At 44.8% G+C, this 26,273-nt stretch carries 20 protein-coding genes; 13 read left to right on the forward strand and 7 right to left on the reverse strand.

Annotation, left to right across the window (positions count from 1 at the left end; all coding sequences use genetic code 11):
• Positions 1–48 precede the first annotated feature (48 nt).
• Positions 49–1,449 carry an asparagine--tRNA ligase gene (gene asnS / locus AB4493_RS18850; RefSeq protein ID WP_017060416.1) on the reverse strand — a complete coding sequence of 467 codons (1,401 nt, stop codon included), beginning with the start codon at positions 1,447–1,449 and terminating at the stop codon, positions 49–51.
• 558 nt (positions 1,450–2,007) lie between these two features.
• Here asnS and AB4493_RS18855 point away from each other — a divergent pair.
• The gene (locus AB4493_RS18855) at positions 2,008–3,498 is read left to right on the forward strand and encodes a SulP family inorganic anion transporter (protein ID WP_372155595.1); all 1,491 of its coding nucleotides are present in this window, start codon (positions 2,008–2,010) and stop codon (positions 3,496–3,498) included.
• Positions 3,499–3,608: 110 nt separating this feature from the next.
• Here AB4493_RS18855 and AB4493_RS18860 read toward each other — a convergent pair whose 3' ends face one another.
• Positions 3,609–5,231 (reverse strand): methyl-accepting chemotaxis protein, encoded by a 1,623-nt coding sequence (locus tag AB4493_RS18860; RefSeq protein ID WP_017068771.1) that lies wholly within the window; start codon positions 5,229–5,231, stop codon positions 3,609–3,611.
• 501 nt (positions 5,232–5,732) lie between these two features.
• Here AB4493_RS18860 and AB4493_RS18865 point away from each other — a divergent pair.
• Positions 5,733–5,930 (forward strand): hypothetical protein, encoded by a 198-nt coding sequence (locus AB4493_RS18865; protein WP_372155596.1) that lies wholly within the window; start codon positions 5,733–5,735, stop codon positions 5,928–5,930.
• Between the two features lie 81 nt (positions 5,931–6,011).
• Positions 6,012–7,154, forward strand: coding sequence for an amino acid permease (locus AB4493_RS18870; RefSeq protein ID WP_017065421.1), 1,143 nt, complete (start codon positions 6,012–6,014; stop codon positions 7,152–7,154).
• A gap of 118 nt (positions 7,155–7,272) precedes the next feature.
• Here AB4493_RS18870 and AB4493_RS18875 read toward each other — a convergent pair whose 3' ends face one another.
• The 3 genes from AB4493_RS18875 to AB4493_RS18885 all read right to left on the reverse strand — a co-directional run bounded on the left by AB4493_RS18875 (position 7,273) and on the right by AB4493_RS18885 (position 10,917).
• The gene (locus tag AB4493_RS18875) at positions 7,273–8,634 is read right to left on the reverse strand and encodes an L-serine ammonia-lyase (protein WP_017060420.1); all 1,362 of its coding nucleotides are present in this window, start codon (positions 8,632–8,634) and stop codon (positions 7,273–7,275) included.
• A 120-nt stretch (positions 8,635–8,754) separates the two neighbouring features.
• Entirely contained in the window at positions 8,755–10,008 is a 1,254-nt protein-coding gene (locus AB4493_RS18880; protein ID WP_372155597.1) for an aromatic amino acid transport family protein, read from the reverse strand.
• Positions 10,009–10,317: 309 nt separating this feature from the next.
• Complete coding sequence (locus tag AB4493_RS18885) at positions 10,318–10,917, reverse strand: CoA pyrophosphatase (protein ID WP_017060422.1); 600 nt, start codon at positions 10,915–10,917, stop codon at positions 10,318–10,320.
• 303 nt (positions 10,918–11,220) lie between these two features.
• Between AB4493_RS18885 and AB4493_RS18890 the strand changes: the two genes are divergently transcribed.
• Positions 11,221–11,763, forward strand: coding sequence for a heme NO-binding domain-containing protein (locus AB4493_RS18890; protein ID WP_065584176.1), 543 nt, complete (start codon positions 11,221–11,223; stop codon positions 11,761–11,763).
• Position 11,764: 1 nt separating this feature from the next.
• Entirely contained in the window at positions 11,765–13,483 is a 1,719-nt protein-coding gene (locus tag AB4493_RS18895; protein WP_102428579.1) for an ATP-binding protein, read from the forward strand.
• Between the two features lie 162 nt (positions 13,484–13,645).
• On the opposite strand, the gene pabB is transcribed toward AB4493_RS18895, so the two are convergent.
• On the reverse strand, positions 13,646–15,025 hold the full coding sequence (pabB, locus tag AB4493_RS18900) for an aminodeoxychorismate synthase component I (protein WP_017065426.1): 1,380 nt from the start codon (positions 15,023–15,025) through the stop codon (positions 13,646–13,648).
• A gap of 254 nt (positions 15,026–15,279) precedes the next feature.
• Between pabB and AB4493_RS18905 the strand changes: the two genes are divergently transcribed.
• The 8 genes from AB4493_RS18905 to AB4493_RS18940 all read left to right on the forward strand — a co-directional run bounded on the left by AB4493_RS18905 (position 15,280) and on the right by AB4493_RS18940 (position 23,183).
• Positions 15,280–16,797 carry a fumarate hydratase gene (locus tag AB4493_RS18905; protein ID WP_372155598.1) on the forward strand — a complete coding sequence of 506 codons (1,518 nt, stop codon included), beginning with the start codon at positions 15,280–15,282 and terminating at the stop codon, positions 16,795–16,797.
• A gap of 164 nt (positions 16,798–16,961) precedes the next feature.
• Positions 16,962–17,147 carry a hypothetical protein gene (locus AB4493_RS18910; protein WP_004734731.1) on the forward strand — a complete coding sequence of 62 codons (186 nt, stop codon included), beginning with the start codon at positions 16,962–16,964 and terminating at the stop codon, positions 17,145–17,147.
• 199 nt (positions 17,148–17,346) lie between these two features.
• Positions 17,347–18,720 (forward strand): YcjX family protein, encoded by a 1,374-nt coding sequence (locus tag AB4493_RS18915; protein WP_017067718.1) that lies wholly within the window; start codon positions 17,347–17,349, stop codon positions 18,718–18,720.
• Between the two features lie 14 nt (positions 18,721–18,734).
• Positions 18,735–19,787 carry a YcjF family protein gene (locus AB4493_RS18920; protein ID WP_372155599.1) on the forward strand — a complete coding sequence of 351 codons (1,053 nt, stop codon included), beginning with the start codon at positions 18,735–18,737 and terminating at the stop codon, positions 19,785–19,787.
• Positions 19,788–19,910: 123 nt separating this feature from the next.
• Complete coding sequence (gene tyrR / locus AB4493_RS18925) at positions 19,911–21,455, forward strand: transcriptional regulator TyrR (RefSeq protein WP_229647229.1); 1,545 nt, start codon at positions 19,911–19,913, stop codon at positions 21,453–21,455.
• Between the two features lie 18 nt (positions 21,456–21,473).
• A complete protein-coding gene (gene rimJ, locus AB4493_RS18930) occupies positions 21,474–22,061 on the forward strand; it encodes a ribosomal protein S5-alanine N-acetyltransferase (RefSeq protein ID WP_017065430.1) in 588 nt (195 codons plus the stop codon).
• A 164-nt stretch (positions 22,062–22,225) separates the two neighbouring features.
• The gene (locus AB4493_RS18935; protein WP_017060433.1) at positions 22,226–22,699 is read left to right on the forward strand and encodes a DUF2947 domain-containing protein; all 474 of its coding nucleotides are present in this window, start codon (positions 22,226–22,228) and stop codon (positions 22,697–22,699) included.
• A 268-nt stretch (positions 22,700–22,967) separates the two neighbouring features.
• Positions 22,968–23,183 (forward strand): hypothetical protein, encoded by a 216-nt coding sequence (locus AB4493_RS18940; RefSeq protein ID WP_012604204.1) that lies wholly within the window; start codon positions 22,968–22,970, stop codon positions 23,181–23,183.
• A gap of 171 nt (positions 23,184–23,354) precedes the next feature.
• On the opposite strand, the gene AB4493_RS18945 is transcribed toward AB4493_RS18940, so the two are convergent.
• Complete coding sequence (locus AB4493_RS18945; protein ID WP_017067721.1) at positions 23,355–26,195, reverse strand: Hsp70 family protein; 2,841 nt, start codon at positions 26,193–26,195, stop codon at positions 23,355–23,357.
• Positions 26,196–26,273 lie beyond the last annotated feature (78 nt).

Raw genomic sequence — 26,273 nt, forward strand, 5'->3', positions numbered from 1 at the left:
CGGAGGTTTTTTTATGTTCTTAACTTTTAATATCGAATAGGTTTCGAATTAGAAGTTTGCAGAGCGTGGTGTACGTGGGAATGGAATCACGTCACGAACGTTACCCATACCTGTTACGTAAGATACTAGACGCTCGAAACCAAGACCGAAACCAGCGTGTGGCACTGTACCGTATTTACGTAGGTCGCGGTACCAGCTCATGTGCTCAGGGTCGATACCCATAGCAATCATACGCTCGTCTAGAATGTCTAGACGCTCTTCACGTTGTGCACCACCGATGATTTCACCGATGCCTGGTGCAAGTACGTCCATTGCTGCAACTGTTTTGCCGTCGTCGTTTAAGCGCATGTAGAAAGCTTTGATGTCTTTCGGGTAGTTCTTAACGATAACAGGTGCTTTGAAGTGCTCTTCAGCTAGGTAACGCTCATGCTCAGAAGACATGTCGATGCCCCACTCAACGTCAAACTCAAATTTCTTACCAGAGTCTAGTAGGATTTGGATTGCGTCAGTGTAGTCAACTTGTGCGAAATCAGCGTCTACGAATTGCTCTAGACGAGTAATTGCTTGCTTGTCGATGCGAGAAGCGAAGAACTCAAGGTCGTCGCGGCGCTCTTCAAGAACAGCAGCGAAAACGTACTTAAGCATGTCTTCAGCCAGTTTCGCTACATCGTTAAGGTCTGCAAACGCAACTTCAGGCTCAACCATCCAGAACTCAGCTAGGTGGCGGCTTGTGTTTGAGTTTTCAGCACGGAACGTAGGACCGAACGTGTAAACCTTGCTTAGTGCACAAGCATAAGCTTCAGCATTAAGTTGGCCAGATACTGTTAGGAACGTCTCTTTACCGAAAAAATCTTCGTTGAAGTCTACGTCGCCTTTTTCAGTGCGTGGTAGGTTTTCCATGTCTAGCGTAGAAACACGGAACATTTCACCAGCGCCTTCTGCATCAGATGCAGTGATAAGCGGAGCAGAAGTCCAGAAGAAGCCTTGCTCGTGGTAGAAACGGTGAATCGCTTGAGATAGACAGTTACGTACACGTGCTACTGCGCCAATCACGTTTGTACGTGGACGTAGGTGAGCAACTTCACGAAGGTATTCGATAGAGTGACGTGTCTTAGCCATTGGGTAAGTGTCAGCGTCTTCAACCCAGCCTACAACTTTAACGTCAGTTGCTGCTAGTTCGAAGTCTTGACCTTTCGCAGGAGACTCAACAATCTTACCCGTTACTTCAACAGAGCAGCCAGTTGTTAGCTTTAATACTTCGTTTTCGTAATTATTAAGATTATTAGGAACCACGGCCTGAATCGGGTCGAAACAAGAGCCGTCATAAATGGCAAGGAAAGAGATTCCAGCTTTGGAATCACGACGTGAACGGATCCAGCCGCGAACAGTTACTTCACTGTCTACCGCTAGCTTGCCGCCAAGTACGTCTGTTACAGGCGCGTAAGTCATGTTGATTTCATTCTCCATTGAGGGACAAATTCAACTCAAAGTCTCTGGCATTGCTGCAAATAAATATACATTTGCACAATAATTAGCCGAAACATTAAGTTGTATAAACTTTTTAAATCGATTGAACATATTACCTGTCATACCGACAGCTTCAACCTTTATTCTTGCTTGGTGAAAGAAATATTGTGTCTACTGACGATAAATAGGTTTGAGGGTGTGTTTTTTGTTCGATCTTAGCGTCAGCCTTACCTTTCACCCTATGTGAGCTGCTGAACGAGCATGGCGTAATCGAAACCTTTGTTTTCAATAATGGGAGTGTGATTGTGTTGAGACTCACTCTACATTGGCGCGGATTCAGTCATTTTGGACTTGATCACCTTCTTAATTTCCCACTAAAGCAACAAGAGGAGTTTAATATCTACGTGTTAATTACGCCGCCTTAACCCCTGCATTCTCTCTACACCCGCACTTTTCGAGCGCTCGCTCATTCAAGAAAAACAGTCGATCAAATTATGTCTCAACAAGGCAGGACTGGCTGTACAAGTAAAAGAGAATTACATGCTTAATTATTTAAAAAAACACTGGTTATCAAACGTTAAAGGAGATTCATTATCTGGGATTGTGGTTGCACTCGCATTGATCCCTGAAGCCATCGCATTTTCAATTATTGCAGGCGTTGACCATAAAGTAGGGCTCTATGCCTCGTTCTGTATTTGTGTCGTCACTGCTTTGGTTGGCAGTCGTCCGGGAATGATTTCTGGTGCAACAGGCGCTATGGCGCTACTAATGGTCACTTTAGTGAGAGAGCACGGATTAGAATATCTACTCGCCGCTTCATTCCTAGCTGGCGTCATTCAGATCGCAGCTGGGTATCTCAAGCTTGGTAACCTGATGAATTTCGTTTCCAAATCGGTGATTACTGGATTTGTTAACGCGCTCGCCATTCTAATTTTCATGGCTCAACTTCCTGAATTAATCAACTTCCCGTCAAGCGTTTACGTGTTAGTCGCTTTGGGTTTGGCGATCATTTATCTGCTTCCTTATTTTCCCAAGTTTGGTCGTGCAATACCTTCCCCACTGGTCGCGATTGTTGCTCTGACAATCATTAGTTTGCTCTTCGGCTTAGATGTGAGAACGATTGGCGATATGGGCAAGCTTCCCGATTCACTGCCTGTGTTCTTGATTCCTAATATTCCATTCACGTTTGAGACGCTTGCAACCATCCTGCCATATTCGATTGCTCTGTCTCTGGTTGGCTTGTTGGAATCCTTGATGACAGCGACCATAGTCGATGACCTGACTGATACTGAAAGCAATAAAAACAATGAGTGTAAAGGGCAGGGCGTTGCGAACATCGTTGCTTCATTATTTGGTGGAATGGCGGGCTGCGCAATGATCGGTCAGTCGATCATCAACATCAAATCAGGCGGCTTAACCCGATTATCCAGCATGATCGCAGGGGTTGTTTTGTTGCTAATGGTGGTGTTTGTTTCTGATTGGTTGAAGCTTATACCGATGGCGGCTTTAGTGTCTGTGATGATCATGGTTTCAATCGGCACATTCTCATGGCGTTCTATTGTTGAGCTTAAAGATCACACACTGCCAACCAATGTAACCATGCTAGCAACCGTGGCGGTGGTGGTGTTTACTCATAACTTAGCGATAGGTATTGCGGTTGGCGTGGTGCTGTCGGCTCTGTTTTATGCACATGCCAGCAAATCCATGGTGTTTATATCCGATGAAGTCGTGACAAACGAAATGCACACCATTCACCGAGTAAAAGGCCATGTCTTCTTTGCTTCGTCAGATGCGTTTGTCGACTTATTTGATTATGACAACGCGACCTCTTTAGTGACCATCGATATATCGGATGCGTCATTCTTAGATAATACCTCGGTCGAGGCGCTTGATAAGGTTGTGTTCAAGTTCCGTAAAAAAGGGGCTTACGTTGAAGTGTCAGGAATGGATAGCGTGAGTGCGAATCTGATAGTCAAACACGCGATGTATCACAAGCATAAAGACTTAACCGCGGTTTCCATTACGCACTAATCTTGGCTTAAGGTACTTTTAAAGCCTGAAAGCCTGAAAGCCTGAAAGCCTGAACTAGACATTGTTATGAAGTTAAAGCGCTCATTGTTGAGCGCTTTTTTGTTGGCGATCTATGACTTCTTCTTTGTACTCGACAAAGTAAACTGATTAATCAGTGACTCAAGGTGATCAGACAGCTCTTCTAAGTCATTGCTGATGTTGCGAGTTTCAGCCGCAGATTGCGACGTGTTGTTGGCGTGAGAGGTGATGGTCTCAACCTTTTGTTGAACATCTTGAGTCGCTTGTGTGGTGGATTGCGTTTGCTGCTGAATATTCTGTGCGTGAGCCAGCACCTGTTTCATCTCTTCGACCACACCATTCATTTCAATTGAAAGTGCGTCGATATCGGTTGAGCTTTGATGGGCTTGTTCGCAAACGCGATCGGCAGAAGTCAGCGACTCTTCGCTGCCTTGCTGGAACTGATGAATGATTGACTCAATACTGCCTGTTGCTTCAGCGGTTCGTGATGCAAGATGGCGAACTTCATCAGCCACCACCGCAAACCCACGACCTTGTTCTCCCGCACGTGCCGCTTCAATTGCTGCATTCAAGGCCAGAAGATTGGTTTGGTCAGCAATGCCACGAATCACACTCAATATTGAAGAGACCTCTCCGGTTTGCTCATTGAGTGTCAGTATTTTGTGTTTCACTTCTTCTATGCTGCTAACGAGGTTTTTTATCTCACTGCTTGCGTCGTGTGCTTGGTTGGCACTCTTACATGCCACATCTGCGGTGTGATTAATAAGCTCTGAAGCCGTTAAAGTCGCTTGTTCTACATTGACTTGCTGTGCCTGTATTCCTTCGACATTATGTTGCACTTCGGCGGTTTCGCTTTGCTGGTCACTGGCGGCTTGCTCGGTAATTTGCGCGACACTAGTCAGTTGGTTGGCAGACGCATTCAGTTTGTGCGAGGTGTTTTGTACCTTTTCTAAGCTGTCGGATACGGTTCCCATGAACGAGTTGATGGAGTTAGCCAGCGTGCCAATCTCATCCTTGCTTTGTTCCGGCAGGCGAGTGGATAGGTTTTTATCGTTGCTGACTTGGGTCATAAAGCGAGAAGTCTGTTGCAGCGGGCGCACGATAATCTTACGAATTAATCCCATCGTAAGGACAAATCCGGCAAACGAGATCACTGCCATAATGCCAATAGCAGCCATGGTTTGAGTGTTAATCAGCGAGTTAACATGGTTAAGGTTATATTCGAGACGAATCGCACCCAAGACTTCACCTTCTGGTGCCATATGACAGGCGACACAATTGGTTCCTCGGTAATCTTCACTCGACTTCATTGGCAGAGCAATAACCAAGCCTTTGCCCCAATCAGCAGAAAAAGGTTCGATAACGGTTTCGCCCGCTAGCGCTCGTTTATCAATATCGTCAACCGGTGTTTGGTTGTCATTACCTGGGCCATATAACTTGCTGACAGCGTCGGCGCGTAAAACACGAACGTCTTCAATGCCTTCTTGAGCCAGTGCTTTCTGACGAAGGGTCTCTTTCTGTGCCATGGTGCCGGTGAGCATCATCATGTTGAGGCTATCGAAGTAGTTACTTGCTTTGTCGTGAAGCTGCTCACTTAACACTGAGTTTACAAGTTGCTTTTGCTGCGAATATTGGAAATAGGTCGATATTGCTAGCAAAAAAGTGAACACGATGGCGAGAGCCACTAGGATTTTGAAGGTGATTGTTGAGCGCATAAGGTGTTTGTTTTTATTAATTATAATGACGCAAATACTGTACTAGTAAGAATCCCTACCACCTATGGGGTATAACGAATTGTGTGACCACACTCCGGTTGTGGTTATGCTTCTGTGATGTAGCAAGTTTGTGCGGAACCTAGTGTTGAAATGGAACGCGCTTCAAGCTCCTCGCTGTTCTTAAAACAGACTGTTGTTTTGGGAAAATTGAAGTGCAGCATCTTGTTTTGATTGTGCTGATAATTAGAAAAGCCTAGGTTGTTAATTAGCTCGATGTATTTGTCCGCTTGTCTTTTATCAATAAAGACTATTGTTTTAGACGACTTAGTGGTCAATTTATATCCAAATGGTTGTTTTGTTCAATTTAATAGCAAAAATTGTGGTTATAGCGTTGTGTTTCGAGGCTCATTCGATAAGATGAAAAGACCTCTATGATAGAGGTAGGGCAGCAACGGATACGCTGCTTCAAATACTATGGAATGTGACTTATTGGACACATACATGAAATTCAAGATTACATCACCGATTATTGAACCTACGGAAGGTTCACCACATCAGTTAATGCTTACTCACGCTTCTCGTTTTACCTCTTTTAAGACAAGCTCCCCTTTGAACGCCCTGTTCGACAACGTCTCTGCACGCTTCTTTACCGCTTATCGCCCCTATTGTTATTCGTTTTATAACTTTATTTCTATCTGAACTCCTTTGTCATCCGCTCGATGAACGAAGACTCACATCTATAAAAACTAAACAAATAAGTTAAAAACAATGAATATTAAAATGATGGGTAGCTCCCTAATTATCGCTGGTACCGCTCTCGGTGCTGGTATGCTTGCGATCCCAATGGTATTAGCTCAATTCGGATTGCTTTACGGCACACTGCTTATGGTACTGATCTGCTTCGGTACGACTTACGCAGCATTACTACTTCTAGAAGCGACCATCAAAGCGGGTGGCGGTCTAGGATTAAACTCTATTGCCCGAAAAACCTTGGGTAAACAAGGTCAGTTGCTTACCAACGGCTTGCTATACGCGTTGTTGATTTGCCTATTAATGGCTTACATTCTGGGCGCAGGTGACTTGCTGAGTAAGTTACTGTCTAACTTTGGCGTCGAAATTACCGCGACTACCAGCCAAACCGTGTTTACCTTGCTTGCTGGCGCAGTAGTCGCAAGTGGTACTGGTGTGATTGATAAGCTCAATCGAGCATTGTTCTTCGTGATGCTTGCTAGTTTGTTTGCCACCATGGCGTTCTTAGCGCCGAGCATGACTCAAGAAAACTTGATGCAGGTAACCAGCCATGACCACGTTGATCTAATCAAAACCAGTGCCATCCTGTTTACGAGCTTTGGCTTTATGGTGGTGATTCCAACCTTGGTTTCTTACAACCACGAAGCGACAGATAAACAGCTGCGTAACATGGTGATCATCGGTTCTCTGATCCCATTAGTGTGTTACTTGTGTTGGTTGTTTGCGGTAGTGGGCAACTTGAGTGAAGATCAATTCAGAAGCTTTGAGAACGTATCAGATTTGATGGCGGCGTTTGAGGCTCAGTCTCCTTGGGTGGGTAACGTTCTGTCTACCTTCACGGGCTTGGCGTTGTTGACCTCTTTCTTTGGTGTGGCGATGGCGTTGTTCAACCAGAACAAAGACATGTTCAACCAAAATACAGCGGTAACGTACTGCATTAGCTTTATCTTGCCGTTGGCTGGTTCATTGCTTGCTGCAGACAAGTTCCTACAAGTACTGAATTACGCAGGTATCATCTTGGTGTTCCTAGCGGTGTTTGTTCCTCTGGTTATGGTTCACAAGCAGCGCTTCATGAAAGTTGCTGATGACCGATACCGAGCAGAAGGTGGCAGCGCAATGATGTTGTTCTCACTGCTGTTTGGTTGTTTCCTGCTTATCTCGCAAGTGATTTAACAAAACAATTTGGTCGGTTGAATCAATCAGTCACCAAGCTTTAGCTCCAAAAGCTTCAGATACAAAAAAGGAACGCATCGGCGTTCCTTTTTATTATCGGTTTATTAATTCAGAATGATTAACAAACAACCTTAACAGCCAAACCACCTTGAGATGTCTCACGGTATTTAGCGTTCATGTCTTTACCTGTTTCTAGCATTGTTTCGATAACTTTATCTAGAGAAACAGTAGGAGCAGAAGAGCGACGAAGCGCCATACGAGTCGAGTTGATTGCTTTAACTGCAGCAATACCGTTACGCTCGATACATGGTACTTGTACTTGGCCAGCAACTGGGTCACATGTTAGACCTAGGTTGTGCTCCATGCCGATTTCTGCAGCCATACATACTTGCTCAGGGCTACCACCCATAAGCTCAGCAAGACCAGCAGCAGCCATAGAGCATGCCACACCAACTTCACCCTGACAGCCAACTTCAGCACCAGAGATTGAAGCGTTACGCTTGTAAAGACCACCGATCGCGCCAGAAGCTGCGAAGTAACGGATGTAATCTTTCTCTGTCACTGTTTGGATGAACTTATCGTAGTAAGCCAATACAGCAGGGATGATGCCACATGCGCCGTTTGTTGGTGCCGTTACTACACGGCCGCCAGCTGCATTTTCTTCGTTTACTGCGAAAGCAAACATGTTTACCCAGTCAACAACCGACATTGGATCATTGGTTGTTTTTTCTGAAGTCATTAGCTGTTGGCGAAGTGCTGCTGCACGGCGAGGAACACGTAGTGGACCAGGCAGGATACCTTCAGTATTCATACCGCGATCCATACACTCACGCATAGTTTTCCAGATGTTAGCGAAGTAAGTGCGAGACTCTTCGTCTGAGTGGAACGCTGCTTGGTTTTTCATAACCAGTGTACTGATAGAAAGACCGCTTTCTTTGCACTGATTAACCAGCTCTTCAGCTGTTGTGAATTCGTAAGGTGCTTTGATTGGGTTTTCTTCTTCTTTGCCGAAGTTCTCTTCGTCAACGATGAAACCGCCGCCAATTGAGTAGTACGTTTTTGAGTATGCAACTTCGTCACCAACCCATGCATGAATGCTCATGCCGTTCTCGTGTAGAGAAAGGTTGCTAGTGTGGAAGTTCATACCGCCATCGCGTGGGAACGATACTGTATGACAGTGCATGCCAACAGGAAGGCGCTCAGTTTCTTCTACGCGAGCAATGAAGCCAGCAATAGAATCGATATCAACACGCTCAGGAGTATTGCCAGCAAGACCCATGATGATTGCGATATCTGTGTGGTGACCTTTCCCTGTCAGTGATAGTGATCCATAAACGTCCACGGTGATTTTAGTGATGTCGCGCAATTTTCCCATTGAACGTAGGTCATCAATAAATTCTTTACCCGCTTTCATTGGTCCAACTGTGTGTGAGCTCGATGGACCAACACCGATTTTATAGATATCAAATACACTAATCATAGCGATTACCTCAAAAAGAGAGCCTCCCAAGGGGAGTAGGGAGGCTCATTTATTATCATTATATTTTTTGTCTAATCTCGCGATATAAGATGGATGCCATCTTATAAAAAGGGCTTGAGATTAAAGAGCGCCGTAGATTACAGAACTAATAGCCGCTAGACCACATAAAGCTGTAAAGATTTGCACAGGTGCTGAAGTTTTGTACTTAGCCATAGCTGGTACTTTCTGCATCGCGAACACAGGCATTAGGAACAGGATAGCTGCAATCATTGGAGCACCCATTGTTTCAATCATACCTAGGATACTTGGGTTAACTATCGCAACAATCCAAGTTGTAACAACGATGAACGCTAGAGATGCTTTTTCAATCTTAGAGATTGAAGAACCAGAGCGAGACTTGATTAGACCAACAAGACCTTCGTGAGCACCTAGGAAGTGACCGAAGTAGCTAGAAGTAATCGCTGCGAATGCTACAAGAGGACCCATGTAAGAGATAAGTGGAGACTCGTGAACGTTAGCTAGGTAAGAAAGAACAGAGATGTTCTGTGCTTGCGCTGTTGCTAGTTGCTCTGGAGATAGAGAAAGCACTACAGAGAATACGAAGAACATTACAAAACCCATCAGCATCATTGCTGCGCCACCAGTGATCGCGTCAGTTTTCTTAACTGCGTCATCACCGTATACACGACGTTGCTCTTTAGAGAACTGTGAAATGATTGGGCTGTGGTTGAAAGAGAACACGATGATTGGAATAGCAAGCCAGATAATAGAAGGCATTGTTGACCATTCTGGGCTTACGTCCATCATTGAAGTGTTCCAATCAGGAACTAGGTAAAAAGATAGCGCTAGTAGGATGAATACTAGTGGGTAAACCATTGCTGAAGTTGCTTTAAGCATCAGCTCTTTACCGAATACAACACCTGCTGTCATAGCAAGGATAAGTGCACCAGAAAGAAGAGGACGTGGAATAGATTCCATACCCATTTGGTTTACTAGGAAAGAATCAACTGTGTTTGTGATACCAACACCGTAGATAAGAACGATCGGGTAGATAGCGAAGAAGTAAGCAAAAGTAATAATGTTTGCGCCAGTCTTACCGAAGTGCTCTTCAACTGTGTCTGTAATATCAGCTTCAGGGTTTTTAGCAGACAGTACGAAACGAGCTAGAGATTTGTGTGCGAACCAAGTCATTGGTGCCGCAATTAGAGCTAGGATAACTAATGGCCAAAAACCACCCGCACCAGCTTTGATTGGAAGGAATAGTACGCCAGCACCAACTGCTGTACCGAATAGTGATAAACACCAGGTAAAATCTTTATAGTTAAACTTGCTTGAATCTTTAACGGCATTTGCCGAAGAAGTTGTTGTGTTCATGTTAAATTACTCATTTTTTGGGAACAGGAAATAAGTCGGGGCTAATTCTGCAGAATTTTCTTCTGCAAAAAATAGATCTAAATCATGTAATGAAACGGCGTGTCACATGATATGCGAAAAACGGATTTTTGATCACGAAAATAGCGTGCCACAGGTGATTTATGTTTATGCTTGGTATTACTTTTATTTATGCGAAAGGCGGGGTTGTATAGATTTATACCAGGGAAACGTTTGCGTAAAATTGCATTAATAAATCTGTTCCATAGAAAGTCTGGATTTTGTTAACAGAGATTAAACAAAACGTAGTTGCTATGTGATTTGTTGCACTACATGTTGCTGCAGTGAATGGATAATTTGCGCCGTAACGCCCCAAATTAGGTGCTCTTGGAAAGGCATCGCAAAAACCCGATGCTTGATTTGTTTAAAGTTAACAGTGTGGCTGTGTAACTTGGCTTGGTCTAAAACATAGGTAGCGGGTACCTCAAAAATTGAGGCAACTTCGTTCTCATCAATGATGGCTTCATAGTCAGGATCGACCATGGCAATAATCGGCGTCACAGAAAATTTACTAATAGTACTCAATGCTGGTAATTGCCCAATAATTTTAACTTGATCCGATCGAATTCCCACCTCCTCATGGAGCTCTCTGAGTGCAGTGAATTGCATAGAAGGGTCAGAAAGTTCGTGTTTACCACCAGGAAAGCTGACTTGGCCGGGGTGATGCTTTAAATGAGCCGCTCTTTTAGTAAAAATGACATGTAAACCATCTTCTCTTTCAACTAAACCTACCACCACTGCCGCTTTACGTAATTGCTCGCCACTGATGTGCGAAACACGCTCTACTGACTCAGGATGATAGCCAACGGTAGGGTTAAGTTGGAATTGCTGAAGGAAGTTTTCTTTATTCATATCAAGCCAATATATTGATTATTATGATTTTAAGTATAGACATAACCGTGGGTTGATTACCAATATCGAGTTTTTCTTCATTCACTTTCCCTCTTTTAGTTATCAATTGGGCGTCATGAGAGGCTGTTTACCGATGAATCTCCTCAAAATGACGATTTTTGCTATATTCAATATGTGCATACAGGCGAGTAAGCGTTACCCATGTCATAAAATTGGGTGACGAAACGTAGATTTTTTGTTTAAGAATTTGATAACAATAACTTAGTGGACCATTCTAAAAAGAAATAGAAGAAAAGGTATGAGATGAAAGGAATCATATTCACCGAATTTTTAGAGCTTGTTGAAGACAAGTTTGGGCTAGAGCTTTTGGAAGAAGTTCTAGAAATGTCAGAAGATGAAGGGATCTATACGTCGGTCGGCAGTTACGACCACAAAGACCTTGTCAGGTTGATTATCAACTTGAGTAAGAAAACCGATATTGATGCGGCAAGCTTGCAACGCGTGTTTGGGCAGTCTGTATTTAAGAACTTACTGGCCTCATTACCGAATAAAGCGAGCCTTGCTCACAGCAATACCACCTTTCAATTTATTCAGCACGTAGAGCGTTACATTCATGTTGAAGTGAAGAAGCTCTATCCAGATGCTGAGCCACCTGAATTCAGTTTTATCACCACGAACGAAGCACAACTTGTTTTTGACTACAAAAGCGCAAGGTGTATGTCTCATGTTTGCTTAGGGCTTATTGAAGGATGTGCTGAATACCACGGTGAATCTATCGCGGTGGAGATGACGCCACAAAATGATGACCAAAGCGTGGTTAGGTTTAATCTCAAAGTAGAAAAGTAATATGGATCTGGCATCTGCCCTAGAGAAGAAGCTTAAGCGTCAAATCGCGGCAAGGAAAGCGGCTGAAGGATTGTTGGAACAGAAGAGCCTCGAACTGTTCGAGGCTAACCAACAGCTTGAGCTTGCTTTGCGTCAGTTAGAAAAGCGCTCCAACGCGAATATACGCCGCATTGAATTCCAAGAACAAATCGACAACCTGTTGATTGATTTTGGGCGCGCGTTTCTAAGAAATGATCTCGATGATGTCATGCTATCTGAACTAACGACCAACGTGACTAACAGTTACTTAATCGAAGCCAGTCGTTTGATTCTACCTCCCAAGCTCATCCCTCAGTTACAGACCTATGATTATGGCGATGAGACTGTCGAGGTGTTAGAGCAAGACATTCAAGAACCTCATTGGCAAGACAACCTACTGACCGTGCCCTTAGAGGTTGAAAAAGTCATAGTTGGTGCGTTAATCGTCAGAGTCAGGTTGTTAGACCAAGACTACGAGTTTATCCAAAGCCAACTGTTGTTGGTCACGGACCTTATCTGCAGTGCCTTAACCCATCAACTAGCAATCAACCGAAATATTGAATCACGTAAACGAGCGGAAGAGTCCGAAAGGGCAACGCGTGACTTTGTGGCCATGATTAATCATGAGTTAAGAACTCCACTTAATGGCTTACTAGGCAGTGCCGAGTTGATCAGTGATACCGAACTGAATAGCTCTCAGCGTGAGATAGTGAACAACCTGAGCCAATCTGGAGAGTTTCTCCGAACCATCATTAATGATCTATTGGATTACAGCAAAATTAACGCAGGGATGTTAGAGCTTATTCCAAAGAAATTTGCCCTACGTGATTTGAGAAACACGATTGAAAGCATCTTCGTCAATCGAGCAATTGAGAAGCAGCTCGAATTCAATATCAGTGTTACGTCAAACGTTCCCTCCCATTTCCAAGGCGATTTAGAGCGCATCACACAACTGTTTGTGAACTTAATAGGTAATGCGATTAAATTTACAGAAGAAGGGCATGTGAATGTTGATATTGAGTGGGACAAAAACCAATTTGTTTTCTCTGTAGAAGATACCGGAGTCGGAATCGCTGAATCGGCGCATAAGACGCTGTTTGAACCTTTTACGCAGGCAGATAACTCAAGTAGTCGGAACTATGAGGGTACAGGACTTGGGTTAGCGATTTGTCGCAAACTGGTGGCTCTGATGAATGGTGATATTGGGGTGACCAGTGTCGTTGGTTCAGGCACGACGTTTACCATCTCGATTCCTCTTCAAGTTGTCGATGTTCCGGCAGAGAGTGATAGTGTCGCCAAGGGCTTTGAGTATGAGGCGGAATTGTCACTACTTAAAGTGCTGGTGGTTGATGATATTAAGATGAACCAGATCATCATCCAACAGATGCTTCGTAAACATGAGATTGAACCAGCTATCGCAAGCAATGGTGTCGAAGGGTTTGAGCTCGCGTCAGACAACGAATACGACATTGTATTCATGGATTGCAGAATGCCTGTTATGGACGGGTTTGAAGCAACAGAGAAGCTAAGAGAGAAGGGTTACGTTAAATCTATTGTGGCACTGACCGCCGGAACGACATTGGAAGAACGCGAACGTTGTATTCAGTGTGGAATGGATGACATTTTGAGTAAGCCTTACACCGCCAACGATCTGAAAGAGATGCTCAAGAAGTGGGGTGTCTCAGCGGTGAAGGTCGCTTAAACACGCGAATAAAGCGTTGTGAGTTATGTACTCTAACTTACAGACTAAAAAACCGAAGTGATCTTACGATCCTTCGGTTTCTTTTTATATCGAACTTTTGCTAGCCGTTAAGCTAAGGAACTCGTCATTAAGTCGCGGAACTCGCAGTTAATGACACTAGGTTTAGCAATCTTCAAGTACCGGTAGAATTCGACTCAGCTTATCCAGTGTTTCTTGGTATTCAGAAGCACAATCACTATCAAATACCACGCCACCGCCAGCCCAAGCATAAAGCGTGTTGTTCTCGGCGACTAATGTACGAATGGTAATACTGGTATCCATTCTGCCATTTCGGCTGATGTAGCCAATACTGCCGCAGTACGCTGAACGTCGATGCGGTTCTAACTCTTCAATGATCTGCATCGCGCGAACTTTTGGTGCGCCAGTAATCGATCCTCCAGGGAAACAGGCTCTCAGAAGGTCAGTTGCAGAGTATTGGTCATCAAGGTCCGCTCGTATCGTGCTCACTAAGTGGTGCACGGCAGGGAAGCTTTCAATATCGAAGAGCTTTGGTACATGCACTGTGCCCGGTTTTGCTACTCGGCCAATGTCATTACGAAGTAGGTCGACGATCATCAAGTTTTCCGCCTGATCTTTATCGGCGCTTGCTAGGTCTTGCGCGTTGGCATTATCAATCATCGGGTCCTCAGAACGAGGTCGTGTGCCTTTGATTGGCTTGGTTTCAATGACGTTGTCTTTGAGTTCTAAGAAACGCTCTGGCGAAACACTGATGATTGCGCAGTCGGCCAAACGGATAAAACCCGAAAAGGGCGCTGAGTTGTACTGTTCTAACTTGTCATAAGCCAGCCATTCACTACCTTGGTATTGGGCATTGAAGCGCTGAGCTAAGTTAATCTGATAGCAGTCCCCGGATAACAGGTACTCTTGAACACTATCGAACTTAGTGGCGTAGCTCTCTTCGCTCATATTGGATTGCCACGGTGTGGTTAACCCAAAGGGCGCATGTGATAGGTGTGATTGAGCCATCTGCTGCATTAGCCAATCATGATGTTCATCGATATTGCTACCGACAATACACGCCGTTTTCAATTGGTGGTCAACGATAACAGCCCATTCATACAAGCCAACTGCCATGTCAGGTGCTTCAATATCACGCTTTGCGAGTGATGGAAGTGTCTCGACTCTGCGCCCTAAATCATAGCTAAAATAGCCTAAAGCGCCGCCAACGAATGGCAACTGAGTGTGCTCTTTAGTCGCAGGCAATAATTGTTGCTGATATTGGTCGAGTAGTTCGAAAGGATCAGAGTCTGAAACCTCGCACGTCTCATTAACATTAACGGTCGTTTCTGCACCGATTGTCTCGAAGGTGGCGATGGGTTGAGCAACTAAAATATCGTATCGACTATCAACGTGGCTTTCTGAAGCGGAGCGTAATAGCATTGCCCACGGCAGGTTTTCAATATGGGAAAACAGCTGTTTAGCTAAAGTTGATTGATATTCAAGCGGCTTGATTTGGATAGAGCGAAATTCGTTGTTATTCATTTGTTTAATTTGTGACAAAGAGTTCGATCACTGCATGGCGTGTGAGAGGAAGCAAGAGTATCATAAATTGAAAATAAAATGGGTTCTTGATTAGAACGGAGTAATCCAAGTGGTTTAGTTTAAAGCTATGCAAGCGATTGCTAAAGCAACTAAATACAGCTCAACACAATAAAAAGCTAAACCACCTAATTCGATTTGGCACATATAGTCAAACTGTGAACCCACATGGAACCAGAACAATAAAGAGGCATGCAATGACGGTTATTCGTAAGCAAGATGTGATCAGCAGTGTCGCTGACGCACTTCAGTACATTTCTTATTATCACCCTTTAGACTTTGTCCAAGCCCTAGAAAAAGCGTACGAGAAAGAAGAGAGCCAAGCAGCTAAAGATGCGATCGCTCAGATTCTTATCAACTCGCGCATGTCTGCGGAAGGCCATCGTCCAATTTGTCAGGATACGGGTATTGTTACTTGTTTCGTGAACATCGGTATGGATGTTAGGTGGGAAACGGATCAAACAGTACAACAGATGGTTGATGAAGGCGTTCGTCAAGCTTACAACAACCCAGATAACCCATTGCGTGCATCTGTCCTAATGGACCCTGTAGGTAAGCGTATTAATACCAAAGACAACACACCAGCGGTTGTCCACATTAATATGGTTCCAGGCAACAAAGTTGAAATTCAAATCGCGGCTAAGGGCGGCGGTTCTGAGAACAAAACCAAGATGGTTATGCTGAACCCTTCTGATGATATTGCAGAATGGGTAGAGAAGACGCTGCCAACAATGGGTGCAGGCTGGTGTCCACCGGGTATGCTAGGTATAGGCATCGGCGGTACGGCTGAGAAAGCAGCTGTGCTAGCGAAAGAATCTTTGATGGAACACATCGATATCCAAGAGCTTATCGAGAAAGGTCCTGAGAACGCAGAAGAAGAGCTTCGTTTAGACATCTTCAACCGTGTAAACAAGCTTGGCATTGGTGCACAAGGTCTTGGCGGTCTCACTACTGTGGTTGATGTAAAAATCAAAACAGCACCAACTCATGCTGCTTCTAAGCCTGTATGTTTGATCCCGAACTGTGCAGCAACGCGTCACGTTCACTTCACACTAGATGGCAGCGGCCCAGCAGAGCTAACGCCACCTAAGTTAGAAGAGTGGCCAGACATCACTTGGGAAGCGGGCGTAAATACACGTCGTGTTAACCTTGATGAAGTGACTAAAGAAGACGTACAAGAGTGGAAGACCGGCGAAACGGTTCTTCTGTCAGGTAAGATCTTAACCGGTCGTGATGCTGCTCATAAACGTATTCAAGGCATGCTAGAAAGCGGCGAAGGCTTACCAGCCGGCGTTGATTTCAAAGGCAAGTTCATTTACTACGTGGGTCCTGTTGATGCTGTAGGTGATGAAGCGGTAGGTCCTGCGGGCCCAACAACTTCAACACGTATGGATAAGTTCACTGACATGATGCTGAACGAAACTGGCATTATGGGCATGATCGGTAAAGCGGAACGTGGCCCTGCAACGGTTGAATCAATCAAAGAGCACAAAGCGGTTTACCTAATGGCGGTTGGTGGTGCAGCTTATTTAGTCGCAAAAGCAATTAAAAAAGCACGCGTTGTTGCGTTTGAAGATCTCGGTATGGAAGCGATTTACGAGTTTGAAGTTGAAGATATGCCTGTAACGGTAGCGGTTGACTCTAACGGCGTGAACGCACACCAGATCGGCCCTGACACGTGGAAAGTGAAGATTGCTGAAGCTGAGAAAGCGTAATTAATCGACGCCAAAAAATCGTAATTGTCGCTAACTTCAGCGTTTGAATTGCAATTTTTGACAGAAAGTTAAAGACAAAAGTGCAGCATTATCTGCACTTTTGTCTTATTATCAATGATATAGTGATAAACACATAGTTTGATATAAGAACATAGGAGAGAGGAATGCCTCGTTTTATTCAGATCCTACAGATTATCTTGGCAGTGGTGATTGGTGCTTTTGTTGGCTACGACCTGATCTTGAAAGGGATCAGTATCTTTGATAATAAATACGTGACGATTACATGTGCGCTTTGGCTAATTGCAGAGATTGCACTGTTTGTTATCTACAAGTTGATTGAAGACGATTAGACGTCGGATATCGTGCAAAAATTCTAAAGCCCCTGATTATGAATGTAGTCAGGGGCTTTTATTCATCTAGCATTAAGAATGTGTATTGCATACTCATCAACATAAGCAAAAGCATACAAACTATCCCAACGGGGAAAGAACATAGGCTTGCCTTTCTATTATCATAACCAGCTAGCCTAACTATCACGGAGTCGTTCTAATGAAACACCTAACTCAAGAAATGAGTGACTTTATAAGCAGAGGAACGGATTCTCATATTCGAGTAGCGGTCACGGGGCTCTCTCGTGCGGGTAAGACAGCATTCATTACTTCGCTGGTTAATCAGCTTCTTCATACGTCTACCCACAAAAACTTGCCACTGCTTGCATCGGCGAGAGATGGAAGAATTATTGGCGCAAAGCGTATCCCGCAACACAACATGATGATTCCACGCTTCTCTTATGATGAAGCGATGGAGTCGTTGAATGCACAGCCACCAGAATGGCCAGTGCCAACGCGTGATGTCAGTGAGATTCGTCTAGCAATCAAATATAAGCCTGCGAAGGGCGCGAAAAAGCTACTGAGTAAAAACAGCACCCTTTATCTCGATATTGTCGATTATCCAGGTGAATGGCTGCTTGATTTGCCGTTACTGGATATGGACTTCGATACCTGGAGCCAATCTCAGTTTGCCGCATTGAAAGGCGACAGAGAAACTTACTCGCAACAGTGGAACGCCATGCGTGGTGATATCGATTTGCTAGCAGAAGCGGACGAAAAGAAACTGGTCGCGATTGCCGATAGCTACACTCAGTACCTTCATACTTGTAAAAGTAACGGGCTGCATTGGGTACAACCGGGTCGATTCGTATTACCCGGTGAGCTTGAAGGCGCGCCTGTGTTGCAATTCTTCCCGTGCATCGCACCTGAGGGTAAGTTCTCAAAAACAAGTAACTATGCGGTACTTAAAGCGCGTTATGAAGAGTATCAACAGAAGGTCGTCAAAGCGTTCTACAAGAATCACTTCGCGACGTTCGACAGACAAATCGTGCTAGTGGATTGCTTACAGCCACTTAATGCGGGCTATGACTCTTTCATGGACATGCGTGGCGCGTTAGAACAGTTACTTAAGAGCTTTAAGTACGGTCGAAGCAATATCTTAAGACGTTTATTCGCGCCGAAGATCGACAAGATCTTGTTTGCAGCCACAAAAGCTGACCACGTGACACCGGATCAACATCCGAACTTGGTGTCACTGTTACAACAGATGGTGCATCCAGCTTGGCAGCAGGCGGCGTTTGAACACATCGACATGAGTTGTATGAGTATCGCGTCTATTCAAGCGACCAGCGCGGGTTATATCTCGTCGGGTTCAGACAATGTTCCGGCGTTGCAAGGTGTGACTTTGGATAATGTCCCTCAAACCATGTATCCGGGAGAGGTGCCGCGTAAGTTACCTAATAAACAGTATTGGGAAACCAACCAGTTTGATTTCACGAGCTTTAGACCGATGGAGCAACATTCCGATGAGCCTTGCCAACATCTAAGAGTCGACAAGGTTTTAGAGTATCTCATTGGCGACAAGTTGAAGTAATTGAGGCAATCAAAATGAGTGAATTAAAAATAAAGCAGGTCTTTAACGAACCGTTGAAGACCTCTTTTGATGAGCAAGACAAGAGTGACGTTGGCCCGGATTTAGGCGCTCAACAACTGTTCACAGAGCAAGAGAAATTTGTCCCTGTCGCACCGCAAGTGAAAGCTGATCTTGATGGTGAAGCTGAGCAGCAATTGGAACAAGTGATTCGACCGAGCAAAAAGAAGAAGTGGTTTGGAACGGGTTTATTGGTCGCTTTCTCTGGCCTAGTTGGATGGCAGGCAATTGATTCGGTCATTACCGCGATTCAATCGGCTGACTGGCTGGCGTTAGGTTGGGCAGGCTTCATTGCTGCCATTGCTTCATTGGGTTTAGGCGCAATAGGCAAAGAGCTGTGGAAACTGCGTTCACTTAAAGATCACTTTAGTGTGCAAGAGCAGAGTGAAGAGCTACTCCAAAGTCAAAGTGTCGGCAAGGGCAAAGCGTTCTGTGAAAACATCGCCAAGCAAGGTGGCATTATCGCTGAGTCTCCTTCGTACGATAAGTGGCGAAACAGCATTAACCCAGCACACAGTGATGCAGAAGTGTTGGATATGTACGATGCGTTAGTCGTGAGTCAACAAGACAAAGTAGCGACTCAAATCGTCACTAAGTTTTCGACCGAATCGGCGGCTTTGGTCGCGGTGAGTCCATTGGCGGCGGCTGATATGTTGTTGGTGGCTTGGCGAAATTTCACCATGATAGACAAGCTTGCTGATGTGTATGGCATTGAGCTTGGCTACTGGTCTCGCATTAAGCTATTTAAACTGGTGTTAATCAACATGGCCGCTGCAGGAGCAAGTGAGCTCGCGATTGATGCAAGTATGGATCTCGTCTCGATGGATCTTGCAGGCAAAGTCTCAGCTCGAGCAGGGCAGGGGCTAGGTGTCGGTATCCTTACTGCAAGACTGGGCTTAAAAGCCATGACATTGCTGCGTCCTATGCCTTGGCATAACGAACGAAAAGTAAAACTGGCAGACCTCCGCAAAGCCGTCCTTTCTGAAATAAAGCGTATCACTCTTAAATAAAGCATTTGAAGCTCAATAGTTTGAGAGGAAGAGTAAACATATGTTTACTCTTCTTCTTGACTGAACTCAGAGCTTAATCCACACTACTGTCAACTTATCCTGACACCTATAATAGGACTATTTGTGCGTCTCGAAGTATTGTGTGAAGACAGACTCGGCTTAACGCGTGAGTTGCTCGATATCTTGGCCTCAAAAAGCATTGATTTAAGAGGAATCGAAATTGATGTTAAAGGTATTATTTATCTAAACTGCCCTGATATTGATTTTGATGCTTTTAGTGAACTTATGGCTGAAATTCGCCGAATTTCAGGTGTGAAGGATGTACGTAAAATCCAATTTATGCCAAGCGAAAGGCATAACACAGAGCTGATTGCTCTGCTGGCAAACCTACCTGATCCTGTTATTGCGATTGACCTTAAAGGCTCAGTCGATATGGCTAACCACGCTGCATTGAACCTTTTTAATAAGCAAGAAGACGCAGTCATCGGTGAACCGCTAGCGACGTTTGTTCCTAGCTTTAACTTTGCTCGCTGGATCGAAGGCGATGTAACGCGTCATCGTGAAGTTGTCGTGTTAGATGGTTTAGATTTCTCTATTGAGATCCTGCCGATTTACCTTGGTGGTGATGTCAACGAAGCGGTACTGGCAAGCGCAGTAATGACGATTCGTTCTTGTAATCAAGAGATGAACTCGCCAGATTCAATCCCAGAACAGAACAACCTAGGTTTCGAACACTTTGTTGGTGTCTCTAATCGCCATAAAGCCTTGATCAGCCAAGCTAAGAAATTGGCTATGCTGGATCAGCCTCTATTAATTGAAGGCGATACAGGGACAGGCAAAGAGATGTTGGCAAAAGCGTGTCATAACCGTTCAAATCGATCGTCTTTCCCATTCTTGATTCTAAGCTGTGCATCGATGCCTGATGACGTAGCGGAAACGGAATTGTTTGGTCATGCGCCGGGTTCATTCAACCATGAGCAAGGTCATAAAGGTATTTTCGAACAAGCGAATGGCGGTACCGTATTTTTAGATGAAATTGGCGAGATGAGCCCGCATCTACAAATCAAATTGCTGCGTTTCCTACAAGATGGTTCATTCCGTCGTGTTGGTGAAGAAGAAGAGATGCACGCTGATGTTCGTATTATTGCATCAACGCGCCACCGTCTTTCTGAATTAGCCGACTCGGGTTCGTTCCGTGAAGATTTGTTTTACCGTTTGAATGTACTGACTCTGTCTATCCCTGCATTGCGTGAACGCTCAAACGACGTAGCACCGCTATTGGAACTGTTCGTTGCAAAGTACGCGCAGCAGTTAGGTATGTTAAAACCAAAATTGACTCAAGAGTTAGTCGACCAGCTTGGTAATTACCAATGGCCGGGCAACATTCGTCAGTTAGACAACATGGTTCTACGCGCACTAACAGAGTTGGATTCAGACACGCTAACGGTTGAGCAATTCCACTTGCCACAGCTTGAAACATTGACGGCAGGAATGGCGAACCTGAGCTTAGATGGTTCGCTCGATGAAATCATGAAAGACTATGAATCTCAGATTCTAGAGAAGCTTTATCAGTCTTTCCCATCAAGCCGTAAGCTAGCAAAACGTTTGAATGTATCTCATACCTCAATTGCGAATAAGCTTCGTGATTACGGTATCAGAAAGAACTGATCGAATAAGAACAAGATTATGGAAGATTTGAGTACACCAGAGCGCATTTATAAGCATGATGGTAATCTGATTCTACGCACGGCTGAAATCGATGATGCTGGCATGATCAGCGAGTACTTTCAGGTTAACAGAGAGTATCTGAAACCTTGGGAACCGATTCGCGAAGACGCGTTCTTTGATAGAGCGAGTTGGGCGCAGCGACTGATCAAGTTAAACGAGCTTCATAAAATGGGGCTAGGCTATTACTGTTTACTGATTAACGCTGACTCTAATGAAATGTTAGGCACCATATCGTTCAGTAATTTGTCTCGTTTCCCGTTCTACGCTTGTAATGTCGGTTACTCATTGGCGCAAAGTGCACAGGGCCACGGTTACATGCGCAGAGGTTTGAACATGGCCAAAGACTACATGTTTGATGTGCAGAACATGCACCGCTTAATGGCGGGCTACATGCCTCACAACGAACGCAGTGCTGGCGTATTAGAACATCTTGGTTTTGTCCGAGAAGGTTTTGCTAAAGACTACCTACAGATTAACGGTAAATGGGAAGACCATATACTGACAGCATTAGTTAACCCAAATTGGGAAGATAGACGCGTTATTTAGCGGCAATATTGCTAAGACGTAGTACTAGTTAAAGGCAAATAGCTTTTAAACGTAAACAAAATTTAGACGCAGCGTATATCAAGCTTTGCTAATCGCCGCTGCATCAAAAAGAACAGATAGGCATGGTAAATCCATCAGCCTGAGCAGATATTTGAGGAATTTTGATGTCATACACAACTTTGGACGAATACCAAAGAAAATGGATTTTCACACACCAGTCAATGCCGCTTCCGGCAGAGGACTTGGAAAAGATTAAGCCAATGACACAGGCGAGAGCATCTCAGTTCTGGAAAGAGAACGTGAGCCCTCAAAGCCCAGACGCAGAACGACTGAGCTCGCAAGACTGGCCAAGCAAAGCATCGAACTGGAATGAAGAGATCAGTTGGATGGCGCATTGGGAAGCGGATGAGCCTGAAATGCCAGAAGAGATTCTTAACTTTATTGATTGGCAAGATGACGTAACTGTTTATTTTTGTTACGAAAAGTACAATGTTCTTGAAACCAAATGGGCGATTTTCAAGAAGCATTGGAAGAACTTCTTGTTCTACGATGATGGCCCGATTCTAATCGGTCGTCGTCGTTCAGAAGCCCTTTGGTTTGCTACCAATGGCAAGGTGAAAATTGGTAACCGTGCTTAACCTCGGTGTGATTTAATCGAGCTAGTGCTGGTAATCCGAGCAACAGATAGATAAACAAAAAGCGAGCATCGAGCTCGCTTTTTTTGTGCCTAATGATCTTCGAAGATCATGGGGAAAGACCCACTATTTGAGCCCAACTAAAGGTGACCATATCCACTCATTTAAAGCGAGTGAATTACGAAATTGAGATCGCTATCTCATTGGGTTAGTTGAAGTTTCATGGGGTTGAGCTATCTTTATATTACTGCCTTAGTGGAGGTGAAGTATTATGATTTGGGATACTCTCGAACGTGTAAATAAACTTCGCAAGGAAGCAATGGAGGATCCAGAGTTTTTGGATTCAGCAAAAATGCATGAGGAATGGCTTTTAAGCGAAACTCATAATCAATCGAACAAAGGAGCAAAAGAGAAGAAACCGAAAAAACTATCTGACATTTATGAAAATACGGATTTTCCTATCAACCCAACTGGAACCAAACATTAACAATGATGAACTGCAACACGGCTAAGGCTCTTAACCAAAAAGCTATAAGTCGATTACACATACCAGCCTTAAGCCACCAATAAAAAAGCCACTTTCAACGAATCGAAAGTGGCTTTTTCTTTTCTTGCTAGCTTCTTTACCATTAGCAACGAAAGCTAATCGTTTTCAAACCTAGTTATTGATTAGGCTTAATCCGCTTGGTAACGCATCACCAAACACACGCTTAGATTCACTCTCAGAAAGCTCAGTCACTTCACTCACTAGTGTTAACCATGAGTCAGGTACCTTGCTTTGCTTAAGCTTCTCAATCACTTGATTGCGATAGTCGTCAGAGATATCAAACTGACGGTCACCGGTTTTTCGACAAATCATCACCGCTGCGAAGGCGATCATCTGCTCTTTCTGCCAGTTCTGTTCAAGCAGTTTTGGTAACCACTGTTCAGCTTGCTCTCTAGGAATTACGCTGTGTTGGCTGCCATACAAAGGCGTTCTTGATGCTAATCGTCCTAGCGCCCACCAGTGAGCCTGTTCAAATTGGTTATGGTTGATCGCTTTGCTTAAGAACCAACTTGCCAGCAGCACTTTGTCTTCAACCTCAAGTTGCTCAAGTGACGCCGCTAAACGGACCATGGCTTCATAACCATTATCTTGCGCATCTTTGGCTGTCTTAGGGTTCTTCATTGCACCTGGGTGAAGGTATTTAGCGATGTCAGCCAAGATACTCTCTTGCTGCTCTTGGTTTAGCCCACCAGCGACACGACGCCAGAATACCCACCAGTCTGTCCAGCCTTGGTGGTTCTTGAACTGAATGTTCTGTTGGTAAAGGCCCCAAATCTGTTCGATACGCCATGAGTCAGTCGGATCGCCAAAGCCAGGACGTAGCGAGTATCCCGCCAAACGTAGCCAGTTCTTCTCGTGTGCTTCTGAGCGGCGACGACGTTTACGACCTAATGAGAAGGTATCAAATAGATGACGAAGGGTCGTGAAGTCCCATTCATCGCGTTTACCTAGTCGCTTCTCAAGATCTTTCGATAGTGTTTTGATCTCTTTCGATTCAGCACTCTTCTTGTTGCCGCTGTACAGGCGAGAAATCAACTCCTTACACTCTTCCAATCTTGGGTGAAGCGCGGAGGTATCAGATTCATCGCCTTGCTTGTTTCTTACTTCAAACTCAAGCAACCAACGCTTAGAGTCATCTTCTATACTCACACACTCCATTTTCAATGTGCCGACTTCGGTTAACTGACAAGCGAGCAGTACTTCAACACGCTCTTTTTGGTTGGCTTGAAGCTCTGCAGTACCAGACCCTTCCAGCGTAGAAATATAAGGTGGAAGAGGGGAGAACAAGTCGGCATCCACATTGACCATCACACCGTTTTGAATGGCGGTGTCATGAGCAATTTGATCGTGTGTTGAAGTCAGAAGATTAAATCGTACTGGCTCACCTAAAGTCAGCGAGAAACGACGGCTGTTCAAGCGTATCTCTTGGCCTTCTTCGGTTCCTTTGGCAAGCAGACAAAGCGCTTTACCCATCTTGTTTTTCTCTTGCAGATGCAAGAAGTAAGAACGGGCAGCACCGCCACCGATTTTCAGCTGTGCACCGCGGCGTGCTTTACCAAAGGCAACCGCGCCAAGGGCAACAGACCAATCTGGATGAGGGTTATCAAGCACTGTGATAGGAGAACCGTTCCAGTTGCCCAGTAGCTGAGTAATTCGCTCTGTTACCAGTTCACTGTTAAACACACCACCATTGAGCAGCACGCCAACTGGAATTGCAGGTTTGGTGTCATCGAACTCAATAGAGTCTGAGTTTTCCAATGCGGCTTTAGACACTTGTTGGTGCGTTGCTAGGAATTCTGCAACGTGCTTACTCACCGCAGGGTCAGCCACGTAAGGCAGACCAAACTCAACCACAGCACTGCGGCGTTTGTCGGGTGTTTCAGTAAACTCAGAAAGCGGGAAGAAACCTTCCAATGCGATTTGATGGACTTCTTGTTTGGTTAAACCAATACTCTTAGTACCGCCAAGCAGTTTTGAACCGCTGCCCAGCATGGTGATCTTTACATCATCGGGCGCATTGGCAGAAAGCAGGCTCTCTTTTGCGGCGCGAGTCTGTTGAATCAGTTTGGTTAGGCTAGAGGCATTGAGCTTTTTGTTTTGATTGAAGCGTTGCTCAGCGAGGTGAGCAAGCGCTAAATCGAGGTTGTCACCACCGAGCATCAAGTGTTCACCAACACCAATACGGTCGAGTGCGAGCTCGTTATTACCGTCGCTGTTCGCATCGAATTTGGCTTCAATTAAGCTTAAATCGGTGGTACCACCTCCAACATCACACACTAGAATCAGTGGGATTTGTTGAAGTTCATCTGCTGCGGTTTGTTGGTGACGGGCATACCAGTCATAACAAACGGCTTGCGGCTCTTCGAGTAATAGAATCTTACCTAAGCCCGCCAGTTCTGCGGCTTCGAGTGTTAGCTTACGTGCTGTCTCATCGAAGGAAGCAGGAACGGTAACCACAACATCTTGGTCTTCCAGCTTGTTGCTCGGGTTACGGTAGTTCCATGCTTGGCGAATGTGGTTGAGGTAGCTTGCACTCGCCACAACTGGCGAGACTTTATCGACATCAGCTGCGCCAGCCCAAGGCAGAATGTCGGAGTTACGATCAACCGCTTGGTGTGATAGCCAACTCTTAGCACTCGATACTTGGCGGCCTTCAACCTTAGCGCCTAATTCACGAGCCCATTCACCGACGATAACGTTCTTAATATCGCCTTCAACGGGGCTTGGTTCCCACGGCATCGTCAGGTCAGAAGGGGAGATTTGACCTTGTGCTGGGTGGTAACGAAAGGATGGAAGTAGGGGCTTGCGAACCACTTCACCGGGGCCGATGAGTTGGTCAATATCGAAAAGAGAAACGGGAGCATGTTGTAGGTCGTCGTTGATTTCACAGTAAGCGACAACCGTATTGGTTGTACCTAAGTCAATGCCGACTAAAAAACGAGGAGTTGCCATACAAAACCTTATTCTTCCAGAGTGATGACCAGTTTTTTGATAGCTTTGGTCTTATTGTTGTTATTCGTAAACGTCATT

It is taken from the genome of Vibrio sp. 10N.222.55.A1 (genome assembly GCF_041473835.1).
Taxonomy (GTDB): Bacteria; Pseudomonadota; Gammaproteobacteria; order Enterobacterales; family Vibrionaceae; genus Vibrio; species Vibrio crassostreae_C.